This is a genomic window from Mesorhizobium sp. M2A.F.Ca.ET.042.01.1.1 (assembly GCF_003997405.1).
In the GTDB taxonomy this organism is placed as follows: Bacteria; Pseudomonadota; Alphaproteobacteria; order Rhizobiales; family Rhizobiaceae; genus Mesorhizobium.
Genome location: NZ_RZRX01000012.1, coordinates 41,247 through 52,969 on the forward strand (window position 1 = coordinate 41,247; position 11,723 = coordinate 52,969).

An 11,723-nucleotide genomic window follows, 5' to 3' on the forward strand; every position below is an offset into this window, starting at 1 on the left:
GCTGTTAACGATTGCCGAAGTGGTCGCGGTCGGCGCCCTGCGGAGCCGACTTCTGCCCGTCGCGCGACGAATTCAGCAGCTTGTAGACCGGCGAGTCGGTGCCGATCGACGAGGTGCGGGTCGTATCCACGGCGGGAGCCGGCTGGTTGACGCCGCTGTTGCCGTAATTGTCGCTGCCCGCGAAAGCAGCCGAGGAAACCGCCATGAGAGCCGCGGTGGCAAGAATGATCTTTTTCATCTCAGTACTCCTGAATTTACTGATCCGACCGAGGCGACGGGCAAACCCGTCGCCGTTCGAAGTCGGCTGTCAGTTGTTACCGAAAAGGTTGCGGTCGGCGCCCGTGGTGACAGGCTTCTGTTCAGCCGGTTCGGACTTGCGGACCGAGGCTGTGTAAGAAGAGTCGACCGTGGCGGCCGGCGGGTTGGCCGCCTGCGCGTTGTAATTGTCGCTACCGGCAAAGGCGCTGCCGGAAATTGCCAGAAGGGCGGCGGCAGTGAGAACAATCTTTTTCATTTTTGCTACTCCAGTATTTTTATTCAGTCCGTCTAGCGGCGTGTCTTGGGAATGAAATCGCGTCGTTCGGACAGCGCTGATTTGGGTGAGCCGATCGCCGGATTCCAATCACGAAGTTTTTTCGTCTGGACCATGAATCCGCATCTTGAAGTTTTCATAAGCATGCCTATGACTATATTTTTATCGAGTTTAATCAAGGACTTATGTGAGTTCGGCAGTTGGCTCACCAAGTGTGTCGGAGCGCCAACGTTCACAGCATCCTGTACGCACCGTCAACAGAAACGAACCGTTCGGTTCGATTTTAGAATCTGCTAATAGTCACTTTTTGATACTGTTAACCATCGGAGCCTTCCTGAAGCTCGTCCCGAGGAGTTCTGGAAGCCGAGGCATGGCGCAAGGACGAGACTCAGCACCGTCAATATGCCGCCCATTGTCGCGCCGCATGGATGCGATGTCGTTTTCATGCCGACGGGAAACCGGCTGTCGTGGTTAGATCAGGCCATCTCAGGTGCCGCTTCGTCGCGACGAGGCGGAGAATTGGGAAGCCGGTCGAAATCCGGCGCTGCCCCCGCAACGGTGGTGGAGTGAGGTCGCAACGGGAGACCACTGGGCCATGGGCCTGGGAAGGTGTTGCGACCGCCCGCGAGGGCAACTCCAAAGCCCGGAAACCAGCCAGAGACATTTTGAACTCGACTGATCGCGGTGGGCGGTCAAGAGGCGGACGGCGCGTGCCCGGCCCTGCCGGTGGCGGTCGTTCTTCTCCATCACCACCAGTTCAGTCCTTGATGCGAGGACAGGACATGGATGCGCGCAACGACATGCTGAGGCTCCTGCAGAGCCGCAAGCCGGGCTACTCGCTTGAGCAGCCCTTCTACACCGATCCCGACTATTTCAAGCTCGATATGGAGCTGATCTGGTATCGTGACTGGTTGTTCATCGGCCATGATTGCGAGCTGCCGAAACCAGGCAGCTACATCACCGTTCAGATCGGCGATTATCCGGTGGTGCTGGTCCGCGACCAGAAGGGAAGGATCAACGCTTTCCACAACTCCTGCCGGCATCGCGGCAGCCGCGTGTGCAACACCGACAAGGGCACCGCCGCCAAGCTGGTCTGTCCCTACCATCAGTGGACTTACGAGCTCGACGGGCGGCTGCTGTTCGCGCGCCAGATGGCGGAAGGATTCGACAAGAGCCAGTTCGGCCTGAAGCCGGTCGCCTGCGAGAGCGTCGGCGGCTACATCTTCATTTGCCTGGCAAAAGAGCCGGCCGACTTCGCGCCGATGCGCGCCATGATCGAACCCTATCTCCTGCCGCACCGGCTGAGCGAGGCGAAGGTCGCGTTCGAATCGACGATCGTCGAAAAGGGCAACTGGAAGCTCGTCTGGGAAAACAACCGCGAGTGCTATCATTGCGCCGGCAACCATCCGGAACTGTGCAAGACCTTCCCGGAAGCGCCGACGGTCACCGGTGTGCAAGGCGCCGACAGCGATCCGGAAATGCTTGCGCACTGGGCGAAATGCGAGGCGGCGGGTCTGCCGAGCCGGTTCCGGATCGACCCGGCCGGGCAATACCGCGCGACGCGCGCGCCGCTGCTGCGCGACGCCGTCAGCTACACGATGAGCGGCAAGCGCGCCGTGGCGAACAACCTGTCCGCCAGCGTCGCCGCCGACCGCATCGGCACGTTGATGCACTACCATTACCCGACCACGTGGAACCACATCCTCATCGATCACGCCGTCACCTTCCGTGTGCTGCCGATCAGCGCCACCGAGACCGCGGTGACGACGAAATGGCTGGTCCACAAGGACGCGGTGGAAGGCGTCGACTACGATCTGGCAGAACTCACCCATGTCTGGACCGAGACCAACGATCAGGACCGCCGCATCGTCGAGGAAAACGCGCTCGGAATCCTGTCGCCGGCTTACGAGCCCGGTCCCTATTCCGAGTTGCATGAGGGCGGCGTCATCCAGTTCGTCGAGTGGTACACCTCCTTCATCGGTCCGCGCCTCGCCGAAGGCGGTCGCCCGGCGCTGCGCAGCGTCGCCTGAAGGCTGAGGAGATGAACGCGATGACGGATCTCGGCCTCTATCGCCATCTCGACGAGATGGCGCCCTGGAACGACAGGCTGCAGGTGCTGGAAGTGATCGGCGTCAGCGACGAGGCGCCGCAGGTGAAGACGTTCACCTTCCGCTCCGACAATCAGACCTGGTTCCGCTACAAACCCGGGCAGTTCGTGACGCTGGAATTGCCGACGGCAGACGGGCCGCTGATGCGGACCTACACGCTGTCGTCCTCGCCGTCGCGGCCGTTCTCGATCGCGGTGACGGTGAAAGCGCAAGCCGACAGCGTCGGCACGCGCTGGATGTTCGACAATCTGAAGCCCGGCGTCCATGTGAAGGCCTACGGGCCGGCCGGCGATTTCTCGCTGCACAGCCATCCGGCGGCCAAATATCTGTTCATTTCGGCCGGGTCCGGCGTCACGCCGATGATGTCGATGCTGCGCTGGCTGAACGACTGCGCGCCCTGGACCGATGTCGGCTTCGTCAACTGCGCGCGGCGGCCGGAAGAGATCATCTTCCGCAAGGAGCTCGAACTGCTCGGCAGCCGCATGCCCGGCCTGTCGCTCGGCTTCATGATCGAGGAGCGATCGAGCCGCGAGGGCTGGTTCGGCCATATGGGCCGCATCGACGCGATCCGGCTGCCGCTCCTGGCACCCGACTTCCGCGAGCGGGAGATCTTCTGCTGCGGGCCCGACCCCTTCATGCGCGCCGTGCGCCAGATGCTGGAGGCCGCCGGCTTTGACATGAGCCGCTACCATCAGGAGAGCTTCGCCGCGCCGGCCCTGGAAGAAGTCCCCGCGCCGTTCGCTATGCCGGCCGGCGACGACGCCATGCCGCTCGCGGAGGCGGTGACCCCGGTCCGCTTTTCGCTCTCAAATGTCGATGCGGAATGCGTCGCCGGACAGACCGTGCTGCAGACGGCGCGCGCTTCGGGCGTCAGGATCCCGGCGGCCTGCGAATTCGGTCTCTGCGGAACCTGCAAGGTGAAAAAGGTCTCGGGCGAGGTCTCGATGAGCCACAATGGCGGCATTCTCGATCACGAGATCGATGACGGCTATATCCTGGCCTGCTGTTCGAGGCCATTGTCAGCGCTGGACATCGAGGCCTGAAGGCTTGTCGGTCGAGGCGAGGACCGTTGCGGGATCATCGTCGTCGGGATCATGCTCCTAAACCCCGTAGCGCTCGGTCCGGATGATCCCCGCCGGGACACCGGCGCCGATCAAGGCGTCGGCGGCGGCTGACACGAACGCATTCGAGCCGCAGACATAGGCGAGCTTCGGCGCCTTGGGCAGGCGCTCGACGGCCTGCGCCATCATGCGGGCGTCGACGCGCCGGGAATAATCGGAGGGGCGCCTCGCCGGCTCGCGGGTCAGCGTCAGCACCAGATCGAACCCGTCGCGACGGTCGTCCAAGCCGATCAGCTCGTCGCGAAAAATCACCTCGTCCCAGATCCGCGCCGAAAACACCAGCGCAACGGGCGTCGCCTTGTTGCGCAGCGTGCGATGGCGCACCATCGCCATCAGCGGCACGACGCCGGAGCCGCCGCCGACCAGAAGGATCGGCCCGCCGTCGCTCTCCTCCCAGATGAAATGGCCGCCCAGCGGTCCGCGCAGCTCGATCTCGTCGCCGACGGCGGCCACGTCGTGGAAGAAGGGCGAGACCTCGCCGTCGTCGAGCCGCTCGATCGCCAGCTCGACGCCGCCGCTTGCTTCCGGCGCCGAGGCGATGGAATAGGAGCGGCGCGCCTGATAGCCGTCCGGCGCCGTCAGCCTGATGTCGACATGCTGTCCGGCAAGGTGAGCGAAAGGCCGCGACGGCTGGAACCAGAAGCTGGTGACGCGCGGCGTGCGCTTTTCGATGCGGGTGATCGTGGCTGCCTGCCAGGGCGATTGCGGCGACGGCTCGGCGCTCATTGATCACCCCTCACGGAATCGCCCCTCACGGGTCGCCCCTTATGGATCGCTTGAATAGCGCTGCTCGCGCCAGGGGTCGCCATACATGTGATAGCCGCGAAGTTCCCAGAAGCCTGGTTCGTCGCGCTCGGTGAACTGCAGCCCGTTCACCCATTTGGCCGACTTCCAGAAATAGAGATGCGGCACCAATAGCCGCGCCGGCCCGCCATGATCCGGCGTGATCGGCTTGCCTTCATAGAGCAGCGCCACCATCGCCTTACCGGTGACGAGGTCCTTGGTCGGCACATTGGTGGAATAGCCGTCAAAGGACAGAGCCAGCGTGTAGGCGGTCGGCGGCTCGATGCCGGCGTCGGCGAGGATGTCGTCGATCATGACGCCCTGCCAGGGCGTGTTGAATTTTGTCCAGGCCGTCACACAATGGATGTCGCGCGTCATCTTGCTTTGCGTCAGGGCGTTGAACTCGGCCCAGTTCCATTTCTTGATCGGCTTCGGCCCCTGCTTGAGGGTGAAAGACCAATCCTCCGTGCGCACGCGCGGCGTCGGCCCCGCCGAAAGCACGGGAAAACCCTGCTCCAGATACTGGCCGGGCGGAATGCGCGCATCGGTGTCGGAAGGGGGACGCCGTCCGGAAAAGAAGCCGCGCGTGACCATCAACACATCCCTCGTGCCGGATTTGATCGACCGTAGGGAGTGTTCTCGAATACGCCTCGGGGGGCAACAGAAATCTTGAGGCAGAGCCCGCCGGAGATACCGGCAGGCCCTGCCGAAGCGCTTCTCAGCCGGCGGCGAAAGGCACGGCGACGAAGATCTGCGCGTCGCCGCGATCGATCAGCAGGAGAACCGACTTCTTGCCGGATTTGCCGGCCTCGGCGATCGCCTGATTGGCCTGCCTGGCCGTCCTTACCGGCGTCTGGTCGACGCCGACGATGACATCGCCCGGCTGGATGCCAGCGGCCGAAGCCGCCTTGTCCGGATTGACCCGCTCGACCACCGCGCCGCGCTGGTTGCCGGCAAGGTTGAGCTGGTCGCGGATATCGGGCGTGAGGTCGGTCAGGCCGAGGCCGAGCGAGGGAACGCGCAAGCCCTGTTCGGCCGACGGGCTGCGGCCTTCATTGCCGTTCGAAGCCGTCTTCTGATCTTCGGCGTTGCGGCCGACATCGGCGGAGATCTGCATCGCCTTGCCCTTGCGCCAGATGTTGACGGTCTCTTTGGCGCCGGGCGACACGTCGGCGACGGCGCGCGACAGATCCTTGGGGTCCTTGATTTCCTGGCCGCCGAAGCCGGTGATGACATCGCCGGTTTCGATGCCGGCCTTGGCCGCCGGCGACCCGTCGGTGACCTGGGAAACCAGGGCGCCGCCCGGATGGTCGAGGCCGATGGCGCTGGCGACATCCGGCGTGACCGGCTGGATCTGCACGCCGAGATAGCCGTATTCGATGTCGCCGCCCTTCATCAGCTTGGCGACGACCTTCTCAGCCTGGTCCGACGGGATGGCAAAACCGACGCCGACGCTGCCGCCATTGGGCGAATAGATGGCGGTGTTGATGCCGATGACATTGCCGTTGACGTCGACCAGCGGACCGCCGGAATTGCCGTGGTTGATCGGCGCGTCGATCTGGATGAAATCGTCGAACGGCCCGCTGTGCAGGTCGCGGCCGCGCGCCGAGACGATCCCGGCGGTGACGGTGGTGCCGATGCCGAACGGATTGCCGATCGCCAGCACCTGGTCGCCGGTCATCAGCTTGCTGGAATCGCCCCATTTGACGGTTGGCAGCGGCTTGTCGGCCTTGATCTTGAGCACAGCGAGATCGTTCTTGGCGTCATGGCCGACGAGCTTGGCAGGAAGCTCGGTGCCGTCGTCGAGCGTCACCTTGATGGAGCTCGCGCCATCGATAACGTGATTGTTGGTGACGATGGTGCCGTCGGCGCCGACGATGAAGCCGGAGCCGAGCGCCTCGGCGCGCTGCCCCTGCTGCTGCGGCGGCGTGCGCGGCATCGGCATGCCCTGGTCGCCGAAGAACTGCTGGAAGAACTGGTCGAACGGCACATTGCCGCCGAGGGGCGAACCGTCATCACCCACCTGTGGCTGCGCCTTCATGATCGAGGTGATGGTGACGACCGCCGGCTTGGTGACGGCGATGACCGGGGCGAAAGAGCCGTTCGGGGCCGTGATGCCGGCGACCGGGGTCTGGGTCGTGGCGGCCACGGTGCTGAGGCTTGCATTGTTCTGGGCAAAGGAGACGACGACGGGAGAAATGATCAGCGCGGCGCCCAGCAGGGCGGCGACGCGATGTCTGCGAAGAATGCTTGATGGTGACATGGTCGTTCTGTCCGGGCGAGAGGTTGATCCAGCGCCGCAGGCGCTTCTGGAGGAGCGCCCGTCGACGTGTCGGCGACCGGGAATGCCTGCCTCGCCGCACATGGCAGCCGGCCGGATCGACCATCAAGATTTAGGACGCGGAATGGCCCGAATCAGGGCCTTTGGGTGACCTTACAAAGATTTAATTCAGAGGCCGCTCACGAAACGCTGCCGCCGGCGCAGATAAGAGGAAGCGATTTCGTGCATTCTGGCGCGGTCGAAACTCGGGCCGTGGCCGCCATGGCCGATGCGGATCGGCAGGTCGAGCAGGCGCTGCATGGTGCGGCAATAGGCCGTGCGGTCGGAATCCGGCAGGTCGTCGATCAGCATGCCGTCATAGATGGCGTCGCCGGCAAAGAATAGGCCATCGGCCTCGTCGAAGAGCGCGATGGAGTCCGGCGAATGCCCGGGCAGATGCAGCACGCGGAATTTCCGGTCGCCGAGATCGACGACATCGCCCTCGTCGAGCGCGCGGGTCAGCGGCGCGGAAGGAATGCGATAGTCGGCTGCCTTCCAGTCCGGCGCCGGCAGTTTCGAGACGGCGCCGTCGAGATTGTGGAACATGTAGGCGTAGGTGACGGTATCATCCATGCCGTCGAACTGCGCCGCGCTCACCTTCGGTCCCATCCTGAGAGGAAATTCGTGCAGCGAGCCGACATGGTCGAGATGGATGTGGGTGGCGACGACGATGAGCGGCTTGCCGGGCGGCGTGTCGATCTCAGGCGCCAGCGGACGGATGCCCATGCCGGTGTCTACCAGGAGGTCGGCGTCGCGGCCCTTCAAATGCCAGATGTTGGCGCGCACGAAATCATGCACGAAGGGCTCGGTCAGCATCGTCGTGCCGGCATCGACTGTCGCCTTGCCGAACCAGTCGCCGACCTCAAGCTCGGGCATCGGACCGCCCATCAGACGAACGGCTTCCCGACCTTGTACTTTTCCGGCACGAGACGCTTCAGATAGGCCATGCCGGCTTCCGAAAGCTGGTTGGCGTCCGGCTGCATGAAATCGTCGGGCATATGGCGCGTCTTGCCGGCCACCGCCTTCAGCGGCACCTTTTTCAGCACGGTCTTCGACCCGTCATATTGGATCGCCACCGAACCGCCGCCTTCCCCTGCGACGGCGACGGCGAAGGCGCCGGCGTCGAAGGCCTCCTGGGCGTCGACGGCGCTGATGGCGCCGACATAGCCGCGGGGCATATAGCCTAAAGCATCGACGCGTGCGCGCTTGCCGGGCAGGCCTTCGGCCAGCGCTCGTTCCAGCGCCGCCGGCAGGTCGCTGCCCGACAGCTTGACGTTGCCGTGCTGGTCGCGCTCAAGCTTCTCGGGCGGCACCAGGCTTTCGACCAGCGCCTTGCCGTCGGCGGTGCTGACGCCTTCCGAGACGGCGACGATGCAGCGCTTGTGGCGATCCAGCTTTTCGCGCACTTCATCGATGAAGCGCTTCGCCGAGAAGGCGCGTTCCGGCACATAGACCAGGTGCGGGCCGCTGTCGGGGTCGAGCTGCCAGGCGGCCGCGGCGGCGGTGAGGAAGCCGGCATGGCGGCCCATGACGATGCCGACATAGATGCCGGGCAAGGCGCGGAAATCAAGGTCGACGGAGAGAAAGGCGCCGGCGACGAACTCGGCCGCCGAGATGAAGCCCGGCGTGTGGTCGTTCTCCTCGAGGTCGTTGTCGATGGTCTTGGGCGCATGCACGAAGGCGATCGAACCGCCGGCGGCATCGGTCAGGATCTGCTGCGTGCCCGAAGTGTCGTTGCCGCCAATATAGATGAAGGCGTCGGCGCCGACCTTCTTCAGGCCGTTGAGGATGACCTCGCAATAGGCGGCGTCAGGCTTGTCGCGGGTCGAGCCCAGCGCCGCGCTCGGCGTCCCGGCGACCAGCCGCAGCCGGTCCTCGGGGATGGCGGAGAGATCGACATAGTTGCCGTCGCGGATGCCGCGTACGCCGTGGATCGAACCCAGCACCCTGGCGCCGGGATGACGCTTGCGGATTTCCAGCGTGGCGCCGACGACCGTCTGGTTGATGACAGCGGTCGGGCCGCCGCCCTGCGCGATGACGAAGGTTCCAGCCATGCTCGTTCTCTCCCGAAGCGAAGGTTTTCAGGGCACCTTCGCCTGTCTTGCGGCATCGCGCAACGGAAGAAACGGTATCGTGGGGAGGCGGCCGAATGGCCGCCTCGAAAAGATCAGACCACGACGACCGGGTTCTTCTTGGAAACGCGGCTGTAGAGGTCGATGATGTCCTGGTTGATCAGGCGCACGCAGCCCGAGGACATCGCCTGGCCGATGCTCCACCATTCGGGCGAGCCGTGGATGCGGTAGCCGGTGTCCTTCCCGTTCTGGTAGATGTAGAGCGCCCGGGCTCCGAGCGGATTGGTGAGGCCGCCGGGCTGGCCGCCTTGCCATTTCATCAGTTCCGGCTTGCGCTGGATCATCTCCGGCGGCGGTGTCCAGACCGGCCATTCGCGGCCATACTGGATGTTGGCGCGGCCCGACCAGCGGAAGCCGTCCTTGCCGATGCCGACGCCATAGCGGATGGCATCGCCACCCGGCTGGACGAGATAAAGCATGCGCTCCTGCAGGTGGACAACGATGGTGCCGGGCGCCTCGCCCGTCTTGTCGACGACGATCTGGCGGCGGAACTGCGGCTTGACCTTCTGCCACGGCACGGCCGGCACCTCGAAACCGCCATCGGTGAGCGAGGCGTACATGACGTCGGGGCCGGTGATGTTCTTGTCGACGCTGATCGCCGGGCGCATGGGCGGCACGGAACCGGTGACGGTGTTGTCGAGCTGCATCTGCGGCAGGTCGAGCGTGTCGGTGGTGCTGCAGCCGGCAAGGCCGAGCAGCGCCATGGCGCCGGCGCCCGAAAGCACAGCGCGGCGGGAAAGCTGAATTTCGGTATCGATTGCGCCCTTGGAAGGCGGACTTTGCGGCAACTCGCGCATACACCAAACCCTACGCTGCCGGCGGGAAGCACGGTCCGGCCGGATGACGGCATTTTCGTCACTCATGGTTGAAAAAGGGTGAAAGACCGCTGGTTCGGCTTAACCCTAACGGATCGTCGCGCCGGCTGATGGGGCTACCGGTCGAGGCGTTGAAGATTTTTGCTGAAGATTTTTCCGGCGGCCCCTTTACATTCCCGACGACCCCAGGATTTATCCTTTTCTTTGCGCTCAAGGAGCAGGGAAATGTCCTTCGAAAACTGGGCTGCCTTCGCCGCCGCCTCTTCCATCCTTCTCGTCATTCCGGGCCCGACGATCCTTTTGGTCGTCTCCTATGCGCTGGGCCAGGGCTGGCGCACCGCGCTGCCGATGGCGGTGGGCGTGGCGCTGGGCGACTTCACCGCCATGACGCTGTCGATGCTCGGCATCGGCGCGCTGCTCGCGGCTTCGGCCACCGTGTTCACCATCTTGAAGGTGATCGGCGCCGGCTACCTTATCTATCTCGGCATAAAACTGTTCCGCGCCGGCGGCGCGCTGAAGGCCGAGCCGCGCACCGACGCGGTTTCGGCGGCAAGGATGATGGCGCATGCCTGGCTGGTGACGGCGCTCAATCCGAAGAGCATCACCTTCTTCGTCGCCTTCCTGCCGCAGTTCCTCGACCGGCACGCCGACTTCTGGACGCAGATGCTGATCTTTGAGACGACTTTCCTGACCTTGGCCTTCGCCAACGCCTTCGGCTACGCGCTGGTCGCATCGAGGGCGCGCGCCATCGTGCGCAACCCGAAGGCCATCCGCATCTTCAACCGCACCGGCGGCACGCTGCTGGTCGGCGCCGGCATCGCAACGGTGGCGATGCGCTCGGGGAATTGAGGCCAGCCGGGCAAATGGTAAGGCCTGTTGGCCTTACCATTTAACACTCACGCCCAGATTGCCTTCCAGCACGCGGCGCTTGTCGCCGGCGAGATTGGTGGTGTAGTCGCCGGTGGCGAAGACACTGACCGTGTCGCTCACTTTGGCGACCACGCCGCCGCCGAACTCGAACGAAGTGGACCGGCTCTGGGTCGAGATGCCGGTGCCCTCGAAGTCGACGCGGTCGGTGCCGCCGAAATCGTGCCAGAGATTGGCCTTGAGATAGGGCTGCAGCGGCATCCCATCGAGGACCGTCTCGCCCTGCAGCCTCAATCCGATCCTGCCGGTGACGTCATCGTCGGAATCGAACGATACCGAGGAGAACCTGTCCCTGGCGTCGTCGAGCGACAGATGCTGCCAGACCAGTTGCGCCTGCGGCTCCAGGGTCCAGCCTTGCCCGAGCGCGACCGGATAGCCGCCTTCGAGCGAAGCGGTGACACCGGTTCCGCCGACATCGATGCCGATGTCGCGCGAGGATGAGGCCGAGCCGCCGAAGAAGGTCGCCATCAGCACGCCGTCCAGATACCAGCCGGACTTGCCGATACGGGTCCAGTAGCCGCCGACGCTGGTGCCGCTGACGTCGAGGCTGCCGACCGCAAGACCATCCTGACCCAGCGCCTGGCCGCGCAGGTCGCCGTTCATGCTGCCATAGGCAAGGAACAGGCCGGCGCGGTCGAGGGAGCCGGAGGCGGTTTCACGGCCGATAAGGTCGAACCCGGCCTGAAGCCCGAACAAAGTGCCGTCGAAGGAGGGCGAGACCGTTCCCGACCAGCCTAGCGTGGCGTCCTGGCCGAAGATACGGCCCCAGACGGGCTGCAGATCGGTGTCCGACGACAACAGGCTCTGCTCGCCACGGCGTTCGTGGAAGGTGCCGAGCGTCGCCATCGTCAGATGCTGCGCGACCGGTGGCACGGCCGAATAGACCGGCACCTCGATGCGGTAGAGCAGGATTTCCTGGCCCGCTGCCGGCGTCGGCAGATCGGGCACGGCGGTCCGCACCGGCGGCGGCGGCCGCGGCGGGTCC

At 64.6% G+C, this 11,723-nt stretch carries 12 protein-coding genes and 1 riboswitch; of the genes, 3 read left to right on the top strand and 9 right to left on the bottom strand.

From position 1 onward, the window contains the following. Positions 1-4: 4 nt before the first annotated feature. Positions 5-238: a DUF680 domain-containing protein gene (locus tag EOA23_RS03635; RefSeq protein ID WP_127302903.1), complete on the bottom strand. Its 234-nt coding sequence runs from the start codon at positions 236-238 to the stop codon at positions 5-7. 69 nt (positions 239-307) lie between these two features. Then, positions 308-514, bottom strand: a complete 207-nt coding sequence (locus EOA23_RS03640; protein WP_042637362.1) for a DUF680 domain-containing protein — start codon at positions 512-514, stop codon at positions 308-310. Between the two features lie 489 nt (positions 515-1,003). Then, positions 1,004-1,206: riboswitch (cobalamin riboswitch) on the top strand. 108 nt (positions 1,207-1,314) lie between these two features. On the opposite strand from EOA23_RS03640, the gene EOA23_RS03645 reads away from it, so the two are divergent. Together EOA23_RS03645 and EOA23_RS03650 are read left to right on the top strand one after the other, a co-directional pair. Further along, on the top strand, positions 1,315-2,562 hold the full coding sequence (locus EOA23_RS03645; protein WP_127302904.1) for an aromatic ring-hydroxylating dioxygenase subunit alpha: 1,248 nt from the start codon (positions 1,315-1,317) through the stop codon (positions 2,560-2,562). Positions 2,563-2,582: 20 nt separating this feature from the next. Then, positions 2,583-3,683 (top strand): hybrid-cluster NAD(P)-dependent oxidoreductase, encoded by a 1,101-nt coding sequence (locus EOA23_RS03650; RefSeq protein ID WP_127302905.1) that lies wholly within the window; start codon positions 2,583-2,585, stop codon positions 3,681-3,683. A 57-nt stretch (positions 3,684-3,740) separates the two neighbouring features. Here EOA23_RS03650 and EOA23_RS03655 read toward each other — a convergent pair whose 3' ends face one another. The 6 genes from EOA23_RS03655 to EOA23_RS03680 all read right to left on the bottom strand — a co-directional run bounded on the left by EOA23_RS03655 (position 3,741) and on the right by EOA23_RS03680 (position 9,793). Beyond that, a complete protein-coding gene (locus EOA23_RS03655) occupies positions 3,741-4,487 on the bottom strand; it encodes a ferredoxin reductase (protein WP_127302906.1) in 747 nt (248 codons plus the stop codon). Positions 4,488-4,526: 39 nt separating this feature from the next. Further along, positions 4,527-5,138 (bottom strand): molybdopterin-dependent oxidoreductase, encoded by a 612-nt coding sequence (locus EOA23_RS03660; RefSeq protein ID WP_127302907.1) that lies wholly within the window; start codon positions 5,136-5,138, stop codon positions 4,527-4,529. A gap of 124 nt (positions 5,139-5,262) precedes the next feature. Then, complete coding sequence (locus EOA23_RS03665; RefSeq protein WP_127302908.1) at positions 5,263-6,807, bottom strand: DegQ family serine endoprotease; 1,545 nt, start codon at positions 6,805-6,807, stop codon at positions 5,263-5,265. Between the two features lie 186 nt (positions 6,808-6,993). Further along, positions 6,994-7,740, bottom strand: coding sequence for an MBL fold metallo-hydrolase (locus tag EOA23_RS03670; RefSeq protein ID WP_127302909.1), 747 nt, complete (start codon positions 7,738-7,740; stop codon positions 6,994-6,996). An 11-nt stretch (positions 7,741-7,751) separates the two neighbouring features. Then, positions 7,752-8,918, bottom strand: a complete 1,167-nt coding sequence (locus tag EOA23_RS03675) for a diphosphate--fructose-6-phosphate 1-phosphotransferase (protein ID WP_127302910.1) — start codon at positions 8,916-8,918, stop codon at positions 7,752-7,754. Positions 8,919-9,031: 113 nt separating this feature from the next. Beyond that, complete coding sequence (locus EOA23_RS03680) at positions 9,032-9,793, bottom strand: L,D-transpeptidase (RefSeq protein ID WP_127302911.1); 762 nt, start codon at positions 9,791-9,793, stop codon at positions 9,032-9,034. 243 nt (positions 9,794-10,036) lie between these two features. Here EOA23_RS03680 and EOA23_RS03685 point away from each other — a divergent pair, with 243 nt between their 5' ends. After that, positions 10,037-10,660 (top strand): LysE family translocator, encoded by a 624-nt coding sequence (locus EOA23_RS03685; protein WP_126079933.1) that lies wholly within the window; start codon positions 10,037-10,039, stop codon positions 10,658-10,660. Between the two features lie 33 nt (positions 10,661-10,693). Here the strand turns inward: EOA23_RS03685 and EOA23_RS03690 are convergent. Then, the coding region (locus EOA23_RS03690) for an autotransporter outer membrane beta-barrel domain-containing protein (protein ID WP_127302912.1) at positions 10,694-11,723 on the bottom strand (1,030 nt) is incomplete at its 5' end.